Source organism: Rothia sp. HMSC064D08 (assembly GCF_001809525.1).
Classification (GTDB): Bacteria; Actinomycetota; Actinomycetes; order Actinomycetales; family Micrococcaceae; genus Rothia; species Rothia dentocariosa.
The window spans coordinates 130818-155081 of the sequence record NZ_KV797899.1; the positions used below are offsets into that span (position 1 = coordinate 130818).

The window sequence follows — 24264 nt, forward strand, 5'->3', positions numbered from 1 at the left end:
CGGTTTCGTGACACCACCAAGAACCGTTCAACACACCCGAAAACCCGGCGAAGTACTCGATAACAGCTTCATCACCCCCGGACGATTTAGCGAACTCGACGGGCTGCGCGGAATAGCGGCACTGGCCGTTGTGGCCTACCATTTCGGGTACCCCGCCGTGCAGAACTACCCGCGCACCGCCCCCGAACCGTACTCTATTCCGCTCGGAGAACTAGGGGTGCAGCTTTTCTTCATCATCTCGGGGTACGTGATTTTGTTGAGCGCTATCAAAAGCGGTTCCGCCCTAAAATTTGGTATTTCGCGTTTCGCCCGCCTGTACCCAACCTACTGGTTGGCGCTTGCGGTTGCCGCGGCTGTGTATTTTCTCTACGGTAATCCTGGCCGGGATATTACGGTGGCGCAAACCCTGATTAACGTGACAATGATGCAGCGTTTTATGCTGGTCGATAATGTCGATCAAGTGTATTGGACGCTCGCCATCGAGTTACAGTTCTATCTGCTCATGGGGCTCTACCTGGCTGTGCGGCGTGGAAAAATATATCGCCGCGAGATCACGATCGGTATTTTTTGCTGGACAACCTTAGGGCTGCTCATCTGCTGCATATTCCACCCGGAGGCGTCCCTGACGGGTGCCCCTAAAATGCTGGTGTGGGGCGTGGTTGCCGAGCATGCGGCTCTGTTTAGTCTGGGCATGGTGTTCTTTATGTACAGCCACGACCGCAGATTTAACTGGCTGATGCCGTACTGTGCTGCGGCGGCCTCTATTAATGCCTTCCTGATGCACGATAGCGCCCACGGGGTGGGAGTCACCATAATATGTGCGGTGTTTTTTGCCGTTATCTATGTGCGCCACGTGCCGTTTTTGGCGCGCGGACCCTTGCACGCGCTCGGCACAATATCGTACCCCCTGTATCTGGGGCACGCGATGCTTGGCTATATGCTGATCGATATGTTCTACCCCTGGGCGGGGGCGTGGGGCGCACGCATATTGGCTCTCGCGCTGGTTCTGCTCTGGGCGTGGTGCGTGCATAGTACGGTTGAGACACGAGTTTCTGCCGCCCTGCGTAACGTTCTGACACGAAAGCTGGTGAGGGCATGAGTACAGCCGCGACTTTGACCGTGCTCTGGGTTGTTCCGGTTCCCGACTTCGGGGGAGTGGCGCGACATGTTCTTGACGTTGCCCGAACCGGTATTCCCGGGTATCGCCTGGTTGTCTGCGCACCCGAAGGAAAACTCACCGAGCGCCTTCGCGAGCTTAATATTCCCGTTCACGCCGTGCCCTTCGGACCGAGCCGCGGTTTTAGAACCTCGTTCGCTTCGCTCACACATGTTATTGAACGAGAGAAGCCCGCTATCGTACACAGTCACCTCGCCTATGCGGATGTTATCGCCGCCGCCGTCGTCAACTTCCTCAAGATGCGGCGGCGTGCCAACCGGTCACTGACCGTTCCCACGCTCATCACTACCGAGCACGGAATCGCGGGGGATGATGCCGTCTACCACGGCACCTCCTGGCGTTCTAAACTCATGGAACAGGTGCACCGGGTGCGTCTGTGGGGCACCAATGCGGCTATTGCCGTCTCACGCTCTACCGCCGAGCAGATGCGCCGTAAATGGGGCGCTCGCAGGGTGAGCATCATCTATAACGGGGTGGATGCACCCCGGCTGCGTGCCGCCGTACACAAGCATCGCGTGCCGACCGAGCCGGATGCGCCGCGCATCCTCTCGCTCTCACGGCTCTCGCCCGAAAAAGGTATTGACGTGCTGATAGAAGCATTCGCCCAGCTGCGCACCGTGTACCCCAAGGCGCACCTTGAAATCGCGGGGGAAGGTGATCTTGCCGATACCCTGGCGCAGCAGGTGCGGGAGCTGCATATCAGCGATGCCGTAACCTTCAGCGGGTTCGTCGATCCCCTAGAAGCGATGGGCCGCAGCGATATGGTGGTTCAGCTATCCATCTGGGAGAACTGTTCTTATACGCTCTTGGACGCTAAAGCCGCCGGATTAAAAACCGTGGCAACCAACGTGGGCGGAAACCCCGAAATTCTTGCCCCCAACGAGCTTGTTAACCGCCGCCAGAACGCATTCTGTGATAGCGTTTTAGAAGCTCTTATGCGGAACTGTGAAGCCTCGGCCCCTTCAGCATGGACGTGGGTAACCAACGCCGAGATGACGGCGCAGATCGCAGAACTCTACACTCAAACACAAAAGCATCAAGGACTAGCATGAGCACTCACCTAGGAACATCGCTATCGCCTAGCTCGCAGCACCGGAACGATAGCGCAAACCTCTCTGCGCGCGTTAGTCACGGGCTCAAAAAGAGCGGTGACTACGTGCGGGACAACAGCAATCAGCTGCGCATACCCGAATTCGTAATTTTCGGTGCCATGGTGTTCGCTACCGTGCTGCCGGTCATTAACCAGCCCCTCAGCCAGATTGCCGTGGTTATCGGCGCACTCTACGGGCTTACCAAGCCTGCACAGTACGAACTTGGCAGGTTTAAATCTCTGAAAACTATTATGTGGCTGGGCTTGGTCTACATGATGTTCGTATCGCTTATGCATACCGCCAGTGCTGATGCTTTCGACTGGCGACAACGCTTAGTTCGCATGATCTTCACCACCATTTTGATGTGGAATCTTGCTGAGGGGCGGTTGCATTTTAGGTCCGCCATAGCCGGATACCTCACGGCGCTTCTGATCAACGTTCCCGCCTTCTATCTGGGAATTACCGAGCGCTCGGACGGCAACGTTCTGGTGGGTTTCCTTCACGATAAAAACTATGCGGGTCTGGCGTACGCTATCTTCGGTGTACTCGCTTTCGCCATTATGCGCACTATGCCCGAGCGTATTTTCGCCTTCGTGCTTGGAACTTCGGTGGTGTGGCTGACGAACTCGCGTACCTCCATCACGGCGTACCTGGTAGGCGTGCTGTGGGTACTGCTCGCTTCCCGATTCAACTTTATGGTGAGGATGTTCCTGTTGGGCGGGGTCTGGGCGCTTGTGCAGACGCTCGCCACGGACTATGCCCAGGTAGGGCAGTTCGCCTCGCGCGTGGGCTCCGATATGCTTCGTGAACGTATTGACGCGGTGGCACAAGAAAAAGCCGAAACTGCGGGGTTCTTTGGAAGCGGACTTGGAGAAGCCTACGCGCCCCTGCAGGATAGGAACTGGGTGTATCACAACTCCTACCTAGTGCTTCGTACCGAGGGCGGCTGGGTCTGGACAGTTTTCGTCATCGCTATCACGATTATCGTGGGGATGCGCATCTTCGTCTCAAAAACCTCCTGGACCGTCGAAGAACGAGTGGGACAGGGCGCAGCGATAGCCCTGCTCGTCTGTGGTTTGAGTCTGGGCGAGGTCTTCTACACCTTTACCTGGGCAATTGTCATGGCCTATGCGGTTCGCGCGGGCGCCATCGCCCGGAACAGAGAACTTGGCATGCCGGGGTATGAGGCGGAAAACTTCGTGGGGGTAGACCGGCGTATCGAAATGCCAAAATCACCCGAAAAAATCACCGCCTATATCGCGAACCGGATCAAAAACTCCTAGAGCCATCGCCAAATATTTGACTATTCACTTATGATAATTGGCATATCGGTACCGAAAACCTAGAAAGATACACCCGAGATGAGTAAAGAACTCTACCTAGCCACCAATAACGGCGATATAGGCGGGGGCGAAGTCATGCTCCTGAATATCGCTCGGGTGGCGCGAGGGCTCGGGTACCAGGTTGTCATCATAGGCCCGGCAAACCCGCCGGATCTCATTGAAGTGGCCGCCGACGAAGGGTTCACACGCATCGTACTGCCCGCCAAAACGCGCAGGCAGTATATGGTTCAGCTGCGGCTCTGGCACCGGGCGCACCGGGATGCGCTCCTGTGGTGTAACGGGCTGGTTCCTGCCGCCGCTACCGGGGGACGGGCAGGGCGCATCGTGCACCTACATCAGCTGCCGACGGGTACCAACGCTAAATTAGTACCGTTTGCTCGCAAAAAGGCCCTTCAAACCCTCGTTCCCAGCGAGTATGTTGCGGCATCCGTACCCGGTGCGACCGTCTTCCCCAATTGGGTGCAGGAAGTCCCTCTCTCGCTGGCGAAGTCCACCGTCCCCGGAGTGGTACGCATCGGCTACCTCGGCAGACTCACACCTTCCAAAGGGGTTGGCGTCCTCTGCCAGGCGATCGAGCGCCTCAACAGTACTGTTACCGTCCCCGAATACCGCCTCGTGGTTGCCGGAGCGCCCGTCTTTGCCTCTGCCGAGGAAGAGCGCGAAGTATCCCGTGCCCTTGAAAACATTGAACGCTACACCGACCGTCTCGGTTGGAGCACCCCGCAAAAGCTCTTCGACACGGTCGATATGCTAGTAGTGCCCTCGCAAGCCCCGGAATCCTTTGGGCTTGTCGCTGCGGAAGCGATGAGTGCCCGCGTGCCGGTGATCGCCAGCGATGCGGGTGCCCTTCCCGAAGTCGTGGGGGAGGACTACCCGTATATTTACCCTGCCCAGGATCCTTCGGCCCTCGTTGAAAAGATTCGACATTTAACTCAGGCTTTCTATCAAGAATCTGATATTCTTAATGACATTGTTTCTGCGGCATTTTGGCGCTGGCAGGAACTATATTCACCCGACTCAGGCAGAGAACGAGTTCGCCACCTTTTAGAGAAATATCTCTAGTGCATTCGCTATGCCCACGCTTGTTCCCGCCAAATACTCACTCTCACAACTACAGGACAGTTTATGGCTCACTATCAAGCAGCCGTCATCATCCCGTCGCGGGGTGGAGCAGGGGTTTTACACTATCCCTTAGACGCGCTTTCTGCTCAGACGGAACGAGACTTTCAAGTTATCGTTGTCCTCGATGGTGACATCGACCAGAGCGAAAAAGTTGTTGACGACTATATCGCCCGCGGAACTTTGAACCTCACGAAGATTGTGTTCCCCGAAAATCTTGGGCGTGTGGCGGCTCTCAATGCCGGGCATAATGCGGCGGATGCGGATATTTTGATTCGCTGCGACGACGACCTGGAACCCGGTCCCGACTATGTGGCGAACCACCTTCGCTTACACCGCGACTATGACGGGGTGATCGGCACCCTGAACAATATTTTCCCCAAGACCGCTTACTCTCAGGTGTACGGAACCTACCGCGATGCAAAGTTTAAGGAAGCGGCTTTGCGCACACCCGAATCCGAGCGTTGGCACTATTGGAATGGAAACTCGTCCGTCTCGGCAGAGCTGTACCGAACTATCGGCGGCTTCGATCCCGCCTATCGTCTTTACGGCTGGGAAGACGTCGATCTGGGTAAGATGATCGCTGATGCCGGCGGGAAAATCATAATTTCCGATGCGGTTGAAACGAAGCATTATGCCGAGGCGACCACGACCGCCGTGCGAGCTCTCCGCGCCCTGCACGCGGGCAGTGCGCGCACCATTTTCGTGCGTAAACACGGCGAAGATGAGCATGCGGCTCCCAACCCTGCCGGGCTCTGGGGCGCCGCGGTGAAGGCTCTCGCGGTGGTCAGTACCGAGGCAAATATCCGGCGGATAGGCAATACTCTCGATGCGGTACTGCTGAAACTTCCCGCAAAGATCGCTGAGAAGCTGGTGGCGCTGCAGGTGGAGGCGGCATCCTACGCAGGCGTGAAGTACCCGCAGCGCGCACGGAAGGTGTTCTAATGCTGAATCGAGTAGCACAATCCTGGCGCGGCGCATCCGCTCACATTCGTTCTTTGGCCTCGAAAAAATTCCCGACATCGGCGGAATCTCAGCCTGCAGGTTCGGCAGATACGGGTTCTGCCACCGCCCCTCGGCTCGCTATCGCTCACGACTATTTGACGCAGCGCGGTGGGGCGGAGCGGGTTGTTCTGGCCCTGCACCGGGCGTTCCCTGAGGCCCCTATCTACACGACCCTCTACAATCCTGAAGGTACTTTCCCCGAGTTTGAGAATGCGACTATCATCACCAGTCCGCTCAATCGGGTGGGCTTGCTGCGGCGCTACCACCGGCTGGCGCTGCCGCTACTGCCGCTGACCGCATCCTGCCTGAAAGTTCCGGCGCACGTTGCGGTGGTTTCGACCACGGGATGGGCGCACGGGTTCAAATTCACCGGCGAGAAACTGGTGTACTGCCATTCCCCGGCGCGTTGGCTGTACCTGCGCGACCAATACCTGGGCGACGAGAAAAAGAACAGTGTGATTGGGGTGGGGTTACGGGTGATAAACCCGCTGCTGCGGTTCTGGGATCAGCGCGCGGCGGCGCGGTCGGAACATTACGTGGCGAACTCGACCGCCATTCAGGAACGTATTTCGCGGGTGTACGGCAAAGACGTACCCATTATTTTCCCGCCTTACTCCGGGGGTGCAACCCGCGTGGAAGAACCGATCGCGGGTCTGCAGGAATTCACGGCTGCGGGAGACTACTTTCTGCTGGTGTCGCGCCTGATGTCCTATAAGAACGTGGATGAGGCGATTAAGGCGTGCAATCGAGCGGGTAAGAAGCTGTTGATTATCGGGCATGGCCCCGAAAAAGATAAGCTCCTCAAACTCTCGGGGCCCAATGTGCGCATTATTTCCGGGATTTCCGATGAGCAGCTGTGTTCTGCCTACCGGCATTGTCTGGCACTTCTTGCGGTATCTCATGAGGACTTCGGGATTACTCCGCTGGAGGCTGGTGCCAGTGGAAAACCGGTGATCGCATACCGCGCGGGCGGGTACCTCGATACCATCCGCGAAGGCCTCAACGGCGTGTTTATTGAACAGCCGACCTCGGAACAGATTGAGGCGGCAATACGGAAGTTCAACCCCGAAGAGTGGGATAAGCAGGCGATTAAGAACTACATCGCGCGTTTTAGCGAAGAACGTTTTATCGACGAAATCCGCCAGGCGGTTGATGAACTTACCGCATCCTCGTCCTCGGGCGCGTAGACTCGGTTCGCCGGGGCTATATGAAGAGCCTTGAGAGTAAATATCTTTACTCTCAAGGCTCTTCGTATAGTGGGGTAGGGCGGGTTAGACGGCTTCCAGCAGTTCGTCTTCGACTAGCTGATGCACAAAATCCTCAACCTCCCCGCGAATATCCTCGGGGTTCTGCTCGGTAAGCTCGGCGATCAGCTCAAGGGCCTCGGGCAGGGAAAACGGCTCCTCAAAAATACCCCAAATAATGGATGCTGACCCCTCCAAAACCGAAACCTGCGCGGTCCGTGTGTCGGCAAGATATGTCGTGACGGAAGCGTATTCGGAAATTTCTTCGGCGTGTACGAAGGCAACATACTCTGGGATGCGGTACCTCACCGGCGCGGTAGTAGTACTCATCAGGAGCCGCCTCCCAACCCAAAACGCTCAAAGAACCTAGTGCGAATTTCGGCGCGCGTGGGTTTATGCCCCAGTTCCATCGCCAAATGATCCTGATTGACCATAAAAATATTCTTGAGCGTGCGCATTTTCTCAGCGAATCCACGCGCCGACCGCAACCTGCCCACCCATTGAATATAGCTCGGCACCCGCGTGGAAACCGACTTCCACAGCAGGTAGTCACGTTCGTGACGGTACGCCTCTAAGCCACCCATTGCGGCGGAGTAGGCGAGAGAAGAATCCAATTCGGCAGCACGTTCGCGCAGTTTAGCCCAGTCGTAGGAGTCGAGAATATCGCGCAGATACTCAAGATCCGGGTTATAGGCGGAACTAGCCCTAGCGCGGTGCAGCACCACAATCAGCCGGGAATCGAGTACTGAAGGCACGGCACAGGAACGGTGCGCTATCTCGCGCTGCATGTGTGCCGCCCAGAGCTGCTGAAAAACACGTTCGGGATCTTTTCCGAGCCCCGGAAAGAAACGGTGAATATCGGTGAGACCCCAAGATTCGTGATAAAGCGTCATTGCATGTTCAAAAACGGATCCGGTGTCAAAATGCGCCTGAATACTCCAGCCATCAGCTAAAAGTATGTGAACAAAAGTATCTACATGAGAAGGCCGTACTAAAAGATCTGCATCGGTGCTATGTCTATCAGGTTTAAAAATTTCGGAATTAAACGCATATCCTTTGATATGTAAAATATCTATTCCGTGAAGATCCGCGAGCCTTTGAAAGTAGGCGTGCGCCAGCATAATACGCGCCTTGAGCGGCGTACCAGGTTTGTGCTGTGGTGTAGTGTGCACGATATCCTTTCACACAACGAAAACCTTTGAATATAAGGGCGGGAAAAATAGTCCACCTATTTTCCCGCCCTTATACTCAAGAATCTGATTCAGAAATTTTCTTAAGCCCCGTGCGCGCCGGAAGAAACTTTCTTTTTACCATCCTTGGAATAACCGTAGTAGCTGGCATAACCTACATAACTATTGGCGTAACCAAATCCATAGTAGGAATTGCCCAAGCCCTTACGCGGAGCCTTATTGAGTACCACGCCGAAGAGGTGTGAATTCACACGCTCCAGCACGGCAACAGCCTCGGTCATCTGCTCGCGGTGGCTCTTGCCCACGGTACCGACCATAATCACACCGTCCACGGCGTAGGAGAGCAGCGATGCGTCGGTCACCGGCAGCAGCGGGGGAGCATCCACGATCACCAGGAATTCCTTGGAGAGCTCTTCGATAAGCTGGCGCATCTTGTCGGAACCCAACAATTCGGAAGGGTTCGGGGGAATACGCCCGGCGGGAAGCACAAAGAGCTTGGAATCCTCTACCTGGTGCACGGCCTCAGCAATATCAACCTGACCGGCAAGAACCTGCGTCAAACCAATTTTGGCGTTAATGTGCAGTTTCTTCGCGACGGTGGGACGGCGCAGGTCGGCGTCGATCAGGATGACCGGCTGCCCCGAGCTTGCCATAGAGCGCGCCACCGCCAGCGAGACCGTAGACTTACCCTCGCCAGGAACTGCGGAGGTCACAATGAAGGAGCTCGGCGGGTTATCGATATTCACAAAGCGCAGATTCGTGCGCAGCTGACGGATAGATTCGTGGGCAATATGGTCATCGTTGCTGGCATGCACGATGTTTTCTTCCGCCAGATCATCGCTGACGGGCAGCACACCCAGAATATTGCTGTTTGTCGCCTTAATGGCATCGTCACGAGTGCGGATGCGCTGGTCCACGGAACGGCGCAGGAAGATCGCCAGGTACACGAGCACCAGCCCGGCACCGGCACCGATGAGGCCGTTCTGCATGTAGTTGGGCGATACGAGAGGCGGGTTCACGCTGGCGTTATCCAGCGGGATCACACGAATCAGGGTATTGGTGGTATCGGACGGGTTGGTTGAAGAAACCTTGTTCTGAGCGCTTTCTTGGTTTTCCTCCCCAGCAGGCGTGGGGGTAGCGGTACTGTTGTTCCCCGAACCGTTCTTCTCAATATTTTCGATGTACTGAGCGGTGGCGTGAAGCGCCGAATTCGCCAAAACCCGTGCCTGCTCAGGGCTAGAAGCGGTCGCCCGCACCTTAATGAGTGAGCTGTTTTCTTCGGTAGTTGCGCTCAGGCTGCCGCGAATCGTCCCGATGCTTAGGTCAGAGTTCTGTTCCTGAATGATCTTGGCGACGGCTTCTGATGAAACGATTGCCGAGTATGAGCGGGCACGTTCTTTTGCGGCGTTTGAGCCGGATAGTACGTCAATAGTGCCACTCTGACCGACGGTCACGTACCCGGAGGCGCTGGCGGCATAAACTTTAGGCTGCAGCAGGGAATAGCCGAGCCCTGCGATGGCACCGATCACGATACCAGCAATGAGCAACAAGAGATTGGCTCTTGTGGTGCGCACAAAATCTAAAATTGTCATTTCTGAATTTGCTCCAGAGTGTTGAGTTTGAGTGGTGAACCCCGTGCGGGGTAGTGAGTTTTTTGTGACTATTTGAGCAGGTGCATCAGATAGTCCCCATAACCGCTTTTGGCGAATTTGGTGGCGATACTGTGAAGATCATCATTGCTTAACCAACCTGCGCGCCATGCAATTTCTTCAGGGCATCCAATAGAAAGTCCCTGACGTTTTTGGACGGTGCGAATAAAGTTGCTGGCATCTGCGAGTGAATCGAAGGTGCCGGTATCAAGCCATGCTGTACCTCGAGGCAGTACCTCAACCTTTAGTTTACCCTGTTTTAGATATACACGATTGAGGTCGGTAATTTCTAGTTCACCACGCTGAGAAGGTTTAATGTTTTGCGCATATTCCACAACATGTTTGTCATAGAAATATAGTCCCGGAATAGCATAATCGCTTTTCGGTACCTGCGGTTTTTCTTCAATGGAGACGGCGTGAAAATTTTCGTCGAACTCCACTACCCCGTAGGCGCGCGGGTCTGCAACTTGGTAAGCAAAAACGGTTGCACCGTCTTTTTGCTCATATTTTCCAAGCTGGGTTCCTAAACCGGGACCATAGAAAATATTATCACCTAGAACGAGTGCAACGGGATTATCGCCTATGAAATCTGCACCTAAAATAAATGCTTGGGCTAAACCATCAGGTGAAGGTTGCACTTTATAGTCGAAATGTACACCAAAACGAGTTCCATCCCCTAAAAGACGTCTAAATTGTTCTTGATCTTCGGGGGTTGTGATAATAAGAATGTCACGAATTCCCGCCAGCATAAGAGTGGAAAGCGGATAATAAATCATTGGTTTATCGTAAACCGGAGTGAGTTGTTTACTAATACCCTGAGTGATGGGGTGTAAACGACTGCCGGTACCACCGGCAAGAATAATTCCCTTCATAATATCTATTGTGTCATGTTTCTCTCGTAACCTGTGTATAAATTACTCGGTTTTGACCGCTAAAATCTAAAGTATGTCTCACTTACTCGTTACCGGCGGTGCCGGATTCATTGGCTCTAACTTTGTTCATTATCTATTGGATAATACTGAACACACTGTTACAGTACTCGATAAAATGACCTATGCCGCCAATAAAACTTCGCTTGATGGTCTTGACGGCACCAGATTTAACCTTATGGTTGGCGATATTGCAGACCGTGAACTCACTGACGAGCTCGTAGCGCAGGCGGATGCAGTCATCCATTACGCCGCAGAATCCCATAACGATAACTCCCTGGCGAACCCAGAACCTTTTATTCACACCAACTTAGTCGGCACGTTTACCCTGCTGGAGGCGGTACGCAGGCACGGAACCCGCTATCACCACATCTCGACCGATGAAGTCTTCGGTGATTTGGCGCTGGAGGACCCCGCAAAGTTCACCGAAACTACGCCCTATAACCCGTCATCCCCGTATTCTTCCACCAAGGCAGGTTCGGATCTGCTGGTGCGCGCCTGGGTGCGTTCTTTCGGGATTGGGGCGACCATCTCGAACTGCTCGAATAACTACGGGCCGTATCAGCACATCGAAAAATTTATTCCCCGGCAGATTACGAATATCCTCTCGGGGCTGACCCCTAAGCTCTACGGCGAGGGTCTGAACGTGCGCGACTGGATTCACGCATCCGATCATTCTTCGGCGGTGTTGCGCATCCTTGAATCCGGGAAAATTGGTGAGACCTACCTTATCGGTGCAGACGGCGAGGAGAATAACATTACCGTGCTGCGCACTATTCTTCGCCTCATGGGTAAAGACGAGAACGACTTTGAACATGTGATAGACCGGCCCGGGCACGATATGCGGTATGCCATTGACGGCACCCGTCTGCGCGAAGAACTCGGGTGGGAACCGCAGTTCACCGACTTTGAAGCGGGTCTTGCCGATACCATCGCGTGGTACACGGATAACCGTTCCTGGTGGGAACCGCTCAAGGCAGAAGTTGAGGCTAAATACGCGAAGGCGGGGCAGTAAATGACGAAAGAGTTGAACGTAAGGGCAACCGATATACCGGGGCTGCTCGTCATCGATCTGCCCGTGCACGGCGATAATCGCGGCTGGTTTAAGGAAAACTGGCAGCGTGAGAAAATGCGTGCCGCCGGCCTGCCCGATTTTGACCCGGTGCAGAATAATATTTCTTTTAACACCTCGGTGGGTACCACACGCGGTATTCACGCCGAACCCTGGGATAAATACGTTTCGGTGGCGAGCGGCCGAATTTTCGGCGCCTGGGTAGATTTGCGTGCGGGGGAGAGCTTCGGACGGGTCGTGACCGTCGAACTCGGCCCCGACACCGCTATCTTCGTTCCGCGCGGGGTTGGCAACGCCTTCCAAACCCTGGAGGAAAACACCGCCTACACCTATCTGGTGAACGACCACTGGTCGGCGGATGCTCTGACCGCATACAGCTTCCTGAACCTCGCGGACGAAAGCGCCGCCATCGAATGGCCTATCGACCTGGCGCAGGCTGAGCTTTCCGAGAAGGACCGCAAACATCCGCGCTTACATGAGATCACCCCGCTTACCCCCGACCCTCTTCTGATTGTGGGTGCAAGCGGGCAGCTCGGGCGTGAACTCGTTCGCCAGCTGACCGCACAGAACATCCCTTTCGAGGCGGTGGATCGTGACCGGCTCGACCTTGGAACCCCCGAAAAATGGCGAAAAGCCTTCCGCTGGCGGTCATACCGTGCGGTTATCAATGCCGCCGCCTACACCGCAGTGGATAACGCCGAAACCCCCGAGGGACGCCGCGAAGCCTGGGCCGCCAACGCTCACGGAGTCGCCGCCCTAGCGAGCGTCTGCGAAGAAGCGAATCTTCCTCTCGTGCACGTTTCCACCGACTATGTCTTCGACGGAACTCTGCCGGTAGGGCAGGAATACTCGGTGGAGCATCCCATCTCACCGCTGAGCGTTTATGGGGCCTCCAAAGCGGCGGGGGAGAGCGCCGCGACCGCGTGGCGCAAACACTACCTGCTGCGCACCAGCTGGGTGGTTGGCGAGGGCAAAAATTTTGTGGCGACTATGGCATCGCTGGCCGAACGCGGCGTGAATCCTGCCGTTGTGGCGGATCAGTGGGGGCGCCCCACCTTCACCCAAGACTTGGCGGGGGCGGCACTGCATCTGCTGTTTACCGGCGCACCCTATGGCACCTACCATGTGTCAAATAGCGGCGAGGTTATCACCTGGGCAGACCTAGCCCGAGCCGTCTACACCGGAACCGGTCACGATGCCGCCCGAGTAAGCAACACCACCACTGAGGAATACTTCGCTGACGCCCAGGTCTTCGCCCCGCGCCCCGCCAACTCTGCCCTGGATCTTTCAAAACTTATTGCTGCCGGGTTCACCCCGCGCGATCACCGCGATGCGCTCGCCGAGTATCTGCACCAGCTAGGCGGGACACGTGAAGACTAAAATCCGTGATCTTCTCGCGCGTCAGGGCATACAGGTTGCACTCCTTGTAATCGCACTTGAGGTCATTACCTACTGGTCATACTTCATGCGTCTGACGGTGGTTAACGGCGATGCGAATGCCCACTACCTCTCAGATTCTTACTATTGGTGGAATAACGGCGGGATTTTCAACCCGCCCGACTGGGTTGCCTACACTTGGATGGGCCGCCCCGCCGGGAGCAATATTCAGGGCGGATCGTATGTGCTACCGCAGGGCATCGCAAACGGTATTTCGCCGTGGAGTCCTACGGTATCGTCTATCACGTCGGCGGTGCTCGCGGGTCTTGGCGCGGTGGGCATGTACCTGTTGGTCCGTCAGCTGACCGGGCGCCACCTTGTTTCGCTGATCGCCCTCGTGGGGCAATTCTTCGCTCCGGCAATCTTTGCAAACGCCCAATTCTTGGATTTTCACCGTGCCGCCGCCTACTGGCCCTGGGTCCTGCTCGTCATTTCCCCGTTATGGGCGTGGCATAAACGCTACGGGATTCCGCTTGCGGTCTTAATCCTGTGGCAGAGTTTCGTCGGTATATACCCGGGGCAGCTTATCGCCGCCGCCGTATGCATTGGTGGGTGGGGTATCGGGTGGATAATCGTCTCTCGAAGCCGCGCCTGGATATGGCGTGTCATCGTCAGCATCCTCATTGCGGTACCGTTGAGCGTCGTCAAATATGTTCCGGCGCTACTGTCGGGAACCGGGCAGCGCGACTGGAGCCCGCAGCGCATTCACCTGACTTTCCCGAACCTGGCCTCACTCATTTACCCGTACGATAACCCGGCCATGAGCTCGGATATTGCGATGCGCCCCTTCTTTATCGTGATTCCGCTTCTGCTCGCCCTCACCTTCGTGCCGTGGCGTTCACGGCGTAACCTGCCGCTCTATCTGCTGGGCGGGCTGTCAATTCTGCTGTTGGGGCTGGCGACCTTCGCCCCTAAGCTTCTGTGGAATATTCCGGGTATGAGCCTGAGCCGTTTCTGGATTAACGATTTCAAAAACTTCGTGCCGCTCACCATGATTATTTTGGGCAGCCTGGGGCTTAAACGGCTTTTTGAGGGCAACGTGTCGCGCCGTCGCGTCCTGGCGGGATGCTCGATTGTTGCTGCCGCCATCGTGATTTTCGGCCTATCGCTGTCGTGGAATCTAAGCGTTCCTCGCCTTGTGCTGATGCTCGTGCCGGTGGTACTTTTTGCCCTAACAGCGGTTGTTGTAACGAACTATACGCACGGTTTATGGCGGTTTGCGCGGCAGAGTTCAGCCCGAACCTTGGGCATCCTGCTGCTTTGCTTGTCGGTAGCCTCCGGGCTGAATTTCGCCTACTCGGTGACAAGCACGTGGGCTTCGGCGCGTGAACGGCTTGAGGTCGGGCACTATGGGGCTGAGATTTCGCAGCTTATGCACCAAAACCAGGCGTGCGAGCAGAACTATACGCGTCGCCCTGAACGTCGCGTTTCCGATCAGCCCGTCAAAGATTGGGACCACGATAATATTGCCCTGGGAGGCGCCTTCACCTGCACCGATTCCCTGAGCGGATACGCCAATGTTCAAGGGAGCTCGGCACTGCGCGAACAGCATGAAGCGTTCAAAGGCGAAAAGGGCAATGACTTTATTCGGTTCTATGCCGCTGCCGGTGCCGTGGTGCCGCTTTCGGGCGGCTCTTTCGCGGATCTTTCCGATGCATGCCTCAAGGAAGGTCACTGTGCAGGGTTAGAGTACACCCCACTCTCGTACAGCAGGTTCGGCAAGATATCGTACCGGGTTGAGGTTGAGCATCAAACCGAAGTCGCCCTGAACGAATCGTATTACACCGGCTGGACGGGTAAACTTTGCGACGCTGAAAACACCCAGAAATGCCACGCGATGGCGCTGTCTGCCGGACCGGGGCGATACATCAAGACGGTTCTGCCAGCAGGAACATATGAGGTGAATTTGACCTATGATGCACCCTATAAGAATCAGCTGCAGGTCATCTTCTGGGTTTGTGTGCTTTTGATGCTCGCCTCGGCGGCGCTGCCGGTAAAGCGGCGCGCGGCAAGCGCAGGGGAGCAAAGGCGAAATCCTTGGGATTCCTTGCGCACCCGCCTCAAATCTGGAAATTCTGTAAGAATATAGTGTTGGTCAATGTGACGGTAAACTGTACCTCTCACCGGTAGTGGGCCTGCTCAACCGCGAAATCGTCGCCTACGTCGTGAGCCGCAGGGCCAACAGCGATATGGTGATGAAAATGCTGCACAAAGCCTGCCGGCAAAGGAACGATGCTGCACTCCGACCAAGGCGTACTATATCGTACGCCGGGGTATAGGAACTTACTTTCCGACCATTTTATGGTTCAAAGCATGTAGCGCAGGGGGACTGCGGGAGCGCTGCAGTTTGAAATTGAAAAAGCTGGGTTCTGTTGCATACAGAACCCAGCTTATGCAGAGCGCCTGAAGAGGTTTTTATGAGTGTCCAAGATGGGGGGGCAGTTCAATCGACTCCGGATTTTCAGACGACCTCTTCTCTCTATCAATCAGCGTTCAGCAGGCAATTAATATAACCCCTCGCGTTCTTCGCGGGTGGAAATGTAGATGTTTTTCACCTGCGTGTAGGCGGCGAGCATCATTTTGTGGGTTTCGCGGCCGATGCCTGAAGTTTTGTAGCCGCCGAACGGTGCGCCTGCGGGCAGGCGGTTGTAGCAGTTCACCCAGACACGACCGGTTTCCAGTGCGTTGGAGACGCGCAGGCAGCGGTTGATGTCTTTGCTCCAAACTGCGCCGCCCAAGCCGTATTCGCTGTCGTTGGCCATTTTGACGACTTCTTCTTCGGTTTTGAATTTAATCACGGTAGCAACCGGTCCGAAGATTTCTTCTTGGGCAACGCGGGCGTTGTTGTTGTCAGCCTCAATCAAGGTCGGCTCAACAAATTCGCCTTTGTCCAATTCACCTTCGAGTTTTTTGCCGCCGGTGATAATGCGGCAGCCTTCCTGCTCACCGATTTTGACATATTTCAAAATGGTTTCAAGCTGGCCGGCGTTGACTTGCGAACCCATTTGGGTATCGTCTTCCCAAGGCAGTCCGACTTTGATTTTTTTGAACTCTTCTGCCAAGGCGTTGACGAATTTGTCGTAAATGCCTTCTTGTACGAAGATGCGCGAGCCGGCGGAGCACACTTGGCCTTGGTTGAACAAAATGCCTTTTTGTGCGCCTTCGAGGGCTTTGTCGAACGGCATGTCGTCAAAGAAGATGTTGGCGGATTTGCCGCCCAGCTCCAAGGTAGAGGGAATGAGCATTTCGGCGGCAGCGATGCCGATGCGGCGGCCGATTTCGGTTGAGCCGGTGAAGGCGAGTTTGTTGAAGCCTTTGTGGTGCAGCATGTATTCGCCGGATTTTGAACCGCGTCCGGTAATGATGTTCAGCACGCCTTTAGGCAGCAGGTGGTTAATTTTTTGAGCGAGCGACAACAGGCTCAGCGAAGTGCTGGAAGACGGGTGGATGACAATGGTACAGCCTGCGGCGAGCGCGGGTGCGATTTTCCAAGCCGCCATCAGGAAGGGGAAGTTCCACGGAATAATCTGACCGACGACGCCGATAGGTTCGCGCAATACGATGGACAGGTCTTCGGAGTCGAGCTGGGTTGCGGTGCCTTCTTCGCCGCGGATGACGCTGGCGAAATAACGGAAATGGTCGGAAGCCAGCGGGATGTCGGCGGCGCGGGTTTCGCGGATGGGTTTGCCGTTGTCCAGCGTTTCCTGCAAGGCGAACAATTCCAAGTTTTCGTCAATTACATCGGCGATTTTGTTGAGTATGGCGGCGCGTTCGGTTGTGGTGGTCTTGCGCCATGTTTTGAACGCTTCCTGTGCGGCGGCGACGGCGGTATCGACATCGGCGTCGGACGCGTCGGTAAATTTTGCCAGTGTTTCGCCGTTGGCGGGATTGTAGGAATCCAAAAGCGTGCCGGGGCTCGTCCACGCGCCGTTAATCAAAAGACCGTACTCTTTATCGAACACATTCAAATCTTTTGCCATGATGCTGTCTCCTTAAGTTGTCTTTATTGGGCTTTAGTTGTTTTTATTGGGTTTTAGTCGTTTATTCAACGTCATTTGAAAACAGGGTAGTATTTTTTCTCTTTCAGTTCAAACTCTAAAAATGAGAGTGTTCTCGAAATTCCAAATATGTAATTTTGTAAAACGCAGTCAAGTCACATCTTGAATATGTATGGGGACGAGGGCGGTTTGTTAATACATTTTAATTTTTCAGACGGCCTTGCGATCACCGCGATGCGCTCGCCGAGCATCTGGGGATCCTCAGCAGTACTTGATGTTGGGGTGCGAGCCTGGACCTAGGAAAAACTATCCTTGCTCGTATCTGGAAAATCTGTAAGAATATAGTGTTAGCCAAGGCGAGGGCAGATTCTGCCGTTATCGACGAGGTGGCGCATGGAATCCCATGATTTGCGCCATTATTCTCTTGGCGCATTACCCATGATTAAAGAATGGAGATTACCATGTCTGAAATTAAAATTGCTGCTGAGCCCCGCACCGATTTCGGTAAGGGCTATGCACGCCGCATCCGCGCTGTTGGTGATATCCCCGCCGTTATCTACGGCAATGGCAAAGAGCCTAAGCACGTGATCCTCCCCGGCCACGCGACCACCATGGCTGTTCGTAACAAGGACGTTGTTCTGGTGATCGAGGTTGATGGTGAGCAGTTCAAGACTCGCGTGCAGGATATTCAGCGTCACCCGATCCGCCCCGAACTGCAGCACATCGACCTGCTGTTCGTCGACTAAGGTTAGGTAGACGAAGGAGCGCGCGGCGCATCAACGTTTACGACGGAACCTGTTTTAGAGGTTTTTCGGCAACGGTACGGCTCGTATCTGCTTCTGGCGGGTGCGAGCCGCTTCCATATTCCCCGCCAACTTACGGCGTACACTCATCTTTACTGTTTGGCTCAGGTGCGAGATAGCCGACCAGTAACCGCCTAATCCGCCCATAGTTTTATCCGGTTTACCGAGTAATCTCTACCGAGCATTTTTTATTTCTCACCCTATAACCCGCAGGAAGGTACACGAGAACATGTCTGATGCGTGGCTCATCGTAGGCCTGGGCAACCCCGGACCGCAATACGCGAAAACCCGCCATAACATCGGGCAGATGGTGCTCGATAAAATCGCCCACGAAATGGGCAGCACCTTCAAGAAGCATTCCAAAGCATCCGCCGTAGTTGTCGAAGGCCGCTTAGGCATAGGCGGTTCCAAGGTCGTACTCATGAAATCCCTCGGGTACATGAATACCTCGGGCGGGCCCGTATCTGCGGTCGCAAAATTCTATGGCATCGACCCCGACCACATAATCGTGGTGCACGATGAGCTTGATATTCCCTTCGACACCATCAAACTCAAAATTGGTGGGGGAGAAGGCGGTCACAACGGCCTGCGCGATATTACCAAGGCGCTAGGCACCAAAGATTATTACCGTGTGCGCGCTGGTATCGGTCGTCCACCCGGGCGCATGAACACCGCCGACTACGTGCTCAAACCTTTCACGGCAGCCGAAGTCAAAGACCTGCCGTTCCTGATCGACAACTCTGTTGATGCGGTCGCCATGCTTATCACCGACGGGCTGACGGCGGCGCAGCAGCGCTTTCACAGTGCATCCTAAATATGCGCAGGGCACGGGTACTCGACAAACCGCACAATCTGGTGCCTTTACATCTGTCGGATAAGCCCAGCAGCAAACGTGACGCCCCGTTACGCCCGTAGCTATGGTTAGGCAGATTTCCTAGGCTGTTGCACACACCTAACTAGGTTTTGCCCGCGCCAAGGAATAAGCTAGAAAAGCATGACGTTATAGCCCCACAGACACTAAGCCCGGGCGTACAGCCCCGACCTAACGTGCCAGCAGCAGGGGTCTCGACGCCATGCGGCGTGCCTGAAACCGGTCAAGAGAAAAGGAACAACCGTGGCAGAATACTCAGTCCCCGCCAACACGCCGCTCAACGATGACACCGTGCGAGCGTTGCGCGCAGACTTCCCTATTCTCAACACCGTCGTCAATGGCAACCCGCTCGTTTACCTCGATTCCGGCGCCACCAGCCAAAAACCACTCCAAGTTCTTGATGCTGAACGCAACTTCTACCTGCACGCAAACTCTGCGGTACACCGCGGCGCGCACACCCTTGCCGTTGAAGCCACCGAACTCTTCGAACAGGCTCGCACCACCGTTGCCGCCTTCGTAGGAGCCCGCGACGAAAACATCGTCTGGACTTCCAACGCTACCGAAGCGCTCAACCTTGTCGCCTACTCAATAGGCAACGCCTCCCAAGGACTCGGCGGCGAAAAAGCCCACCGTTTTGCCCTGAACCCCGGCGACGAAATTCTCACCACCGAAATCGAACACCACGCCAACCTCATACCCTGGCAGATTCTAGCCCAACGCACCGGCGCAACCCTCAAACACATCCCCGCCACCGACGACGGACAGATCGACTACGAAGCCGCCGCCGAACTCGTCACCGAGAAAACCCGCATCCTCGCTTTCACCCACGTCTCCAATGTCACTGGCGCCATTGCGGATGTGCCGCGCTTCGTCTCACTCGCCCAAAAAGTCGGTGCCCTCACCGTCCTGGACGCCTGCCAATCCGTACCCCACATGCCGGTAGACTTCCCCGCACTCGGTGTCGATTTCGCCGCGTTCTCTGGGCACAAAATGCTCGCCCCCACCGGCATCGGCGCGCTCTACGGTCGCGCCGAACTTCTTGGTGCCCTGCCCCCATTCCTCACCGGCGGCTCTATGATCACCCGCGTCGAACTCCAAGACGCCGACTATATGCCCGCCCCCATCAAATTTGAAGCGGGAACCCAGCGCGTCTCCCAAGCAGTTGCCTTCGCCGAGGCAGTACGCTACCTGCAGCACCTCGGCATGGACAACGTACATGCCTGGGAACAAGAACTCGGTGCGCGGCTCGTGGCCGGGGTGCAGAACATTGAGGGTGTGCGCCTGCTAGGACCCAGCGACCCGAACAAACGCGCCGGGCTCGTCTCCCTCGGTATCGACGGGGTTCACCCGCACGACGCTGGGCAGCTGCTCGATACGAAAGGTATCGCCGTGCGCGTAGGTCACCACTGCGCCCAGCCGCTGCACCGCGGCGCCGGGCTGACGGCCTCGACCCGCGCCTCCGCATACATCTACAACACCACCGAAGATGTAGATGCGTTCCTTGCTGCGCTCGCCGAGGTACGCCCCTACTTCGGGCTGTAAAGAAGCCGTTACTCATATACACAGGATTGGATAATTCATGTCCCTAGAATCGCTCTACCAAGACATTATTCTGGAACACTCAAAGCAGCGCACCGGCGAACATCTGGTGGAGGTACCCGCCGGGCACGCCAGCGCCGACAACCACCAGTACAACCCCACCTGCGGAGACGAAATCAACCTGCGCCTCGTGCTTTCTGATGAGCAGAAAGACGGCGAAAAGGTCGTCGAATCGGTCTCGTGGGAAGGCGACGGCTGTTCCATTTCGATGGCGGCGGCATCGGTGCTTTCCGAGATGGCACCGGGTATGACCGTGGGGGAGCTGCAGAACCATGTAGATGCGTTCCGCGAGATGTTGCGCTCGCGCGGTCAGATTACCCTGGATGAGGAAGAATACGGCGATATGGCGGCATTTTCTGGGGTCTCAAAGTTTATGGCCCGCGTCAAATGTGCGATGCTCTCGTGGGTGGCAGTCGAAGAGGCAGCCCGCGAGGCAAGCACGAAATAGACGCACCTATGGTTGGCTGCTGCGCTGACCCTAAAACATAGCTTCACCCATCGAGCGGCTCTCCGGTCCTCATGACCGAAGGGCCGTTTTTCTATGAACTAAATCGATACACTGAAGGTAACGTTAAAGATAAACCTTCTGCTAGAAGACCAATATGAGAATGGATAGATTACCATGACTGAGGATGTTAACCGTTATCGTCTAGCTGGTGGTCGGTATGAGCCTGTCACTTATGACTTAGCCTTCTTCAAGGGAAATTACCAATATGTTGCTGATTGTTACAAAAATTGGGCATCGAATATCGAAAGTCCTAGGAATTTAAAATGTAAAGAAGTTCATATTTTGGAGGATAATTTATTTGAGACACTCTTGCCTTTGCAATTTGCTGAAACTAAGATTGTTTTTGTTCAATGTAAGAACGGATGGACTGTCATGTTAAGGAATAGTCCAAAAATGCAAGACTATACAACTATCATGTGGAACATGGAGAAAAAATATTTTCTTGATGGTGTTCTAATAAGGTATATTCCCAATATTTATCCACCGAAGAATTATAAAGATCTTGATAACTATAGGGAATCATATGGAGATATATTTTTTGGTTATTATAATGGATCTGGAGAAAAACTGTGCGGTAAGACCGGGCGTCGTATCATACATTTAACTCGGCAAGGGCTTCGGAAATGGTATTTCCAGGCAGCTGGTCAACCACCTTTCAGCTTCGAGGATACGAATGTCTATGAGAATCGGAAAGTAGCTGACCGTTTTTCTCCAGAGCTAATGTTACAGTATGCACAGCATCTAGGGATTGACCCGTATAATCCAAGTTTCTATACTGGACCCGCCCTTATATGTGATGTAGAAGCGTCTTGGCATCACGATGATCCAAAATTCTTAAAACCTTTAACTTTTGCCCAAGCGCGCAAAGAATATAAACTTGATCATCTTTACGATAGCTATGGTGATGATGAAGACTCATCGAAACCACATCTTGATGATATCCAGAAGAATGAATCTAAAAAATCTGATGAATTCGAGCCTTTAGATGAATATCAGGCTGATTCTCTACGTCTGAGTGAGCTACAGGCATTGTTGCCATTACCGGTTGAACAAGTTAGCGTAGGAGATTTGAATTTCTCTTTCACGGGTAATAAAGATAATTCTTCCTTTAAGCTCTATGTGGATTGTGACTGGCGTATCGCTCCGGCGCGAGAGAAAGATCATCTGGAAGGGTTTCCGAGGAATCAGCAAGAGCCTATTAAAGCTCTCCAAGGCGGCATGATAATTGCCGTTGAAGCGGATACACCAGATGCCTATGATCCGCTTATTACCGTTCGCGATATTCATGGTGAGGACTGGGTAATTCACATCCTGAGCGAAGATGAAAATGCTCCGTGGGGTGTCATACAAAATCGGGAACAGATTATCGAAGGCCCCAGTTGGCAGGCTCACGAAGCATGGAAAGAAGCACGCTGCCAGCAGACCGGAAGGTAAAAGTCTAAATATTGGTGACGAGAACTCGTACACCTGCAAACTCTATCCGATACTATCGCTAATGTAGATCATTACATCCCCCGCCCCATGACGAAGGAATAAATACATGGTACTCATAAGCCCCGTTACCAGCCAGAATGATGACTTACAACGCACCATCGAGCAATTACATTATCAGGGTGCTGAGGATATTCTTGTTAATGCCCCTCAGCAGAGTGCTTACGGCTACCAAGTAGGGTATAACCATCCTGAGTTGCAGTACACGCTTGATGGTAAACGGTACTATGTTCTCTGGCTGACTGAAGAGAGCAAGCTCGCGCAGTATAAGGCACAGCGTATAGCTGCTAATGACCCAGAACATGGAGGGATAGAAATACGTACTGTGCGGGAATACGATGATCCTGCAACGAAGACCTTTACCCGTTCCGCATCCTAAATTCTTACGTAGCGATAACAGACAGAATAGAGTGTTATGAATCCCCACTATACGTTAGCTAACGGTGCATATGAGCCCACTACCTACGAACTTGGCTATATTTATGCGGACCTGCAGGATATCGCCCAGGCATATATCGACTGGCAGCAAAAGCTGGGCTACCGCATGCAGTATGAGGTTGTTGAATCAGGCGGGTTAGCTGCGGCGATATCGTACCTTGAGCCGCTGCGTCGTATCAGTGATGCTGTTGTGTTTACTGAGTGTGAAAATTATTGGGTTTCGGTTTTGACAAATCGTGTGCCGAGTAACGATGTAGATTCTATTGTGCACACAACCTCTCGACTATTGAATACTACCGGCGTGCTGATCTCAAATGTTCCGAATCGGTACCCCATAGCTTCTCATGCTGATTCTCAGGTGAATGTGCGAGGTCGTCGCCGGTTTGAGGTTCTTTTTCAGCCTGATAATCCCGGCGATATTCACACGGAACGGGCTCGACGATGTGTTGAGGTTAAACGTGAGATGGGCTCTCGGTGGCGTTTCGTTCATGAGGGGCTCCCAATTAACTTTGAGAAGGAAGAAGCATATAAGGTTGCGCGTATTCCTGACCGCCTCAGTGCGGATATGCTGATCGATTATGCGCACGCTATGCGAATTGACCCGTATGATGAGAACTTCTACACGGGTCGTAGCGTGGCGGTGTATCGGTACAAACCAGAGTTTGAGGTAGAAGAGAATAAGAAATTTATTGTGCCTCATAGTTTTGCCGAGGCACGCCACTATTTTGGGTATGTTCCTTCTGATGGCACAGCCCCGTTGGAACCATCGGATGAGACACCTGCGGGGTGGGATACCCGTTCAGTACTTGAACGTATGCGTTCACACCTCCCGCTAACCGTTGATGCAGTGGAGATCATGGGCGAGAACGCCTGCGCAGTTTTATCTGGGAAAGATTGGGCACTTCAAGTTAACTGTAGCGGTGTTCTTACCGCAGCAGAGGGCTCTGTTCCCAAGGGACCCCAGCCCCAGGATAATCATTTTCCGGATAGTCTGGGGCAAGTTCAGGGAACGGTAATCACTGAGGTTTCCGGTTCAGAAGACGGGTATAACCCCGTGATAACACTGCGTGCTTCTGATGGTTCCCCGTGGACTTTAACCCTGCAAGCGGGCGCGGTGAACGATCCATGGGAGCTATTTGCTCATGGCGAGCGTATTGCTGGCTTTTCGTGGCAGGATCACCAGGCTTGGCAAGCAGGAGATCTTACCCAAGGGTAGCTCATATAGAAGGTGACTTCTCGACATAGCCATCGGGAAGTCACCTTTTTGCCGTCCCTATCATGTTCCTGCGGTTATCCAGAC

The 24264-nt window shown here is 54.4% G+C and carries 21 protein-coding genes; 16 read left to right on the top strand and 5 right to left on the bottom strand.

The window, feature by feature from the left end; translation table 11 throughout:
• The first annotated feature begins 7 nt into the window (after nucleotides 1-7).
• From HMPREF2625_RS05995 to HMPREF2625_RS06020, 6 genes are all read left to right on the top strand, one after another.
• Nucleotides 8-1099 (top strand): acyltransferase family protein, encoded by a 1092-nt coding sequence (locus HMPREF2625_RS05995; RefSeq protein WP_070522934.1) that lies wholly within the window; start codon nucleotides 8-10, stop codon nucleotides 1097-1099.
• Nucleotides 1096-2229, top strand: a complete 1134-nt coding sequence (locus tag HMPREF2625_RS06000; RefSeq protein ID WP_070522937.1) for a glycosyltransferase — start codon at nucleotides 1096-1098, stop codon at nucleotides 2227-2229. The genes HMPREF2625_RS05995 and HMPREF2625_RS06000 overlap by 4 nt, the downstream gene beginning before the upstream one ends.
• Complete coding sequence (locus HMPREF2625_RS06005) at nucleotides 2226-3551, top strand: O-antigen ligase family protein (RefSeq protein WP_070522939.1); 1326 nt, start codon at nucleotides 2226-2228, stop codon at nucleotides 3549-3551. Before HMPREF2625_RS06000 ends, HMPREF2625_RS06005 begins: the two co-directional genes overlap by 4 nt.
• A gap of 78 nt (nucleotides 3552-3629) precedes the next feature.
• Nucleotides 3630-4673 carry a glycosyltransferase family 4 protein gene (locus tag HMPREF2625_RS06010; RefSeq protein WP_070522942.1) on the top strand — a complete coding sequence of 348 codons (1044 nt, stop codon included), beginning with the start codon at nucleotides 3630-3632 and terminating at the stop codon, nucleotides 4671-4673.
• Between the two features lie 63 nt (nucleotides 4674-4736).
• Nucleotides 4737-5675, top strand: coding sequence for a glycosyltransferase family 2 protein (locus HMPREF2625_RS06015; RefSeq protein ID WP_070522945.1), 939 nt, complete (start codon nucleotides 4737-4739; stop codon nucleotides 5673-5675).
• A complete protein-coding gene (locus HMPREF2625_RS06020) occupies nucleotides 5675-6922 on the top strand; it encodes a glycosyltransferase (RefSeq protein WP_070522948.1) in 1248 nt (415 codons plus the stop codon). The genes HMPREF2625_RS06015 and HMPREF2625_RS06020 overlap by 1 nt, the downstream gene beginning before the upstream one ends.
• A gap of 84 nt (nucleotides 6923-7006) precedes the next feature.
• Here the strand turns inward: HMPREF2625_RS06020 and HMPREF2625_RS06025 are convergent, their stop codons facing one another.
• From HMPREF2625_RS06025 to rfbA, 4 genes are all read right to left on the bottom strand, one after another.
• Nucleotides 7007-7309: a PqqD family protein gene (locus HMPREF2625_RS06025; protein ID WP_013398631.1), complete on the bottom strand. Its 303-nt coding sequence runs from the start codon at nucleotides 7307-7309 to the stop codon at nucleotides 7007-7009.
• Nucleotides 7309-8151, bottom strand: a complete 843-nt coding sequence (locus tag HMPREF2625_RS06030) for a nucleotidyltransferase family protein (RefSeq protein ID WP_246826711.1) — start codon at nucleotides 8149-8151, stop codon at nucleotides 7309-7311. Before HMPREF2625_RS06030 ends, HMPREF2625_RS06025 begins: the two co-directional genes overlap by 1 nt.
• A gap of 101 nt (nucleotides 8152-8252) precedes the next feature.
• On the bottom strand, nucleotides 8253-9761 hold the full coding sequence (locus HMPREF2625_RS06035; RefSeq protein WP_070522952.1) for a tyrosine-protein kinase domain-containing protein: 1509 nt from the start codon (nucleotides 9759-9761) through the stop codon (nucleotides 8253-8255).
• 68 nt (nucleotides 9762-9829) lie between these two features.
• Nucleotides 9830-10690: a glucose-1-phosphate thymidylyltransferase RfbA gene (rfbA, locus tag HMPREF2625_RS06040; RefSeq protein ID WP_004006131.1), complete on the bottom strand. Its 861-nt coding sequence runs from the start codon at nucleotides 10688-10690 to the stop codon at nucleotides 9830-9832.
• A 73-nt stretch (nucleotides 10691-10763) separates the two neighbouring features.
• Here rfbA and rfbB point away from each other — a divergent pair, with 73 nt between their 5' ends.
• The 3 genes from rfbB to HMPREF2625_RS06055 are packed head-to-tail and all read left to right on the top strand — an operon-like array spanning nucleotide 10764 to nucleotide 15345.
• Nucleotides 10764-11762 carry a dTDP-glucose 4,6-dehydratase gene (gene rfbB / locus HMPREF2625_RS06045; protein WP_070522956.1) on the top strand — a complete coding sequence of 333 codons (999 nt, stop codon included), beginning with the start codon at nucleotides 10764-10766 and terminating at the stop codon, nucleotides 11760-11762.
• A complete protein-coding gene (gene rfbD / locus HMPREF2625_RS06050; protein WP_070522959.1) occupies nucleotides 11763-13199 on the top strand; it encodes a dTDP-4-dehydrorhamnose reductase in 1437 nt (478 codons plus the stop codon).
• The gene (locus tag HMPREF2625_RS06055) at nucleotides 13189-15345 is read left to right on the top strand and encodes a Tat (twin-arginine translocation) pathway signal sequence (protein WP_070522963.1); all 2157 of its coding nucleotides are present in this window, start codon (nucleotides 13189-13191) and stop codon (nucleotides 15343-15345) included. Before rfbD ends, HMPREF2625_RS06055 begins: the two co-directional genes overlap by 11 nt.
• 415 nt (nucleotides 15346-15760) lie before the next feature.
• Here the strand turns inward: HMPREF2625_RS06055 and HMPREF2625_RS06060 are convergent, their stop codons facing one another.
• The gene (locus HMPREF2625_RS06060; protein ID WP_070522966.1) at nucleotides 15761-17236 is read right to left on the bottom strand and encodes an aldehyde dehydrogenase family protein; all 1476 of its coding nucleotides are present in this window, start codon (nucleotides 17234-17236) and stop codon (nucleotides 15761-15763) included.
• Nucleotides 17237-17715: 479 nt separating this feature from the next.
• Between HMPREF2625_RS06060 and HMPREF2625_RS06065 the strand changes: the two genes are divergently transcribed.
• The 7 genes from HMPREF2625_RS06065 (at nucleotide 17716) to HMPREF2625_RS06095 (ending at nucleotide 24180) form a co-directional block, all read left to right on the top strand.
• Nucleotides 17716-18000 carry a 50S ribosomal protein L25 gene (locus HMPREF2625_RS06065; RefSeq protein ID WP_048778589.1) on the top strand — a complete coding sequence of 95 codons (285 nt, stop codon included), beginning with the start codon at nucleotides 17716-17718 and terminating at the stop codon, nucleotides 17998-18000.
• A gap of 286 nt (nucleotides 18001-18286) precedes the next feature.
• Nucleotides 18287-18871 carry an aminoacyl-tRNA hydrolase gene (pth, locus tag HMPREF2625_RS06070; protein ID WP_070522969.1) on the top strand — a complete coding sequence of 195 codons (585 nt, stop codon included), beginning with the start codon at nucleotides 18287-18289 and terminating at the stop codon, nucleotides 18869-18871.
• 300 nt (nucleotides 18872-19171) lie between these two features.
• The gene (locus HMPREF2625_RS06075) at nucleotides 19172-20470 is read left to right on the top strand and encodes an aminotransferase class V-fold PLP-dependent enzyme (protein WP_070522972.1); all 1299 of its coding nucleotides are present in this window, start codon (nucleotides 19172-19174) and stop codon (nucleotides 20468-20470) included.
• Nucleotides 20471-20507: 37 nt separating this feature from the next.
• Nucleotides 20508-20975: a Fe-S cluster assembly sulfur transfer protein SufU gene (gene sufU / locus HMPREF2625_RS06080; RefSeq protein WP_004006138.1), complete on the top strand. Its 468-nt coding sequence runs from the start codon at nucleotides 20508-20510 to the stop codon at nucleotides 20973-20975.
• Between the two features lie 174 nt (nucleotides 20976-21149).
• Nucleotides 21150-22469 carry a hypothetical protein gene (locus tag HMPREF2625_RS06085; RefSeq protein WP_070522975.1) on the top strand — a complete coding sequence of 440 codons (1320 nt, stop codon included), beginning with the start codon at nucleotides 21150-21152 and terminating at the stop codon, nucleotides 22467-22469.
• A gap of 106 nt (nucleotides 22470-22575) precedes the next feature.
• Nucleotides 22576-22905 (top strand): hypothetical protein, encoded by a 330-nt coding sequence (locus tag HMPREF2625_RS06090; protein WP_070522978.1) that lies wholly within the window; start codon nucleotides 22576-22578, stop codon nucleotides 22903-22905.
• A gap of 36 nt (nucleotides 22906-22941) precedes the next feature.
• On the top strand, nucleotides 22942-24180 hold the full coding sequence (locus tag HMPREF2625_RS06095; protein ID WP_013398663.1) for a hypothetical protein: 1239 nt from the start codon (nucleotides 22942-22944) through the stop codon (nucleotides 24178-24180).
• The last annotated feature ends 84 nt before the right edge of the window (nucleotides 24181-24264 follow it).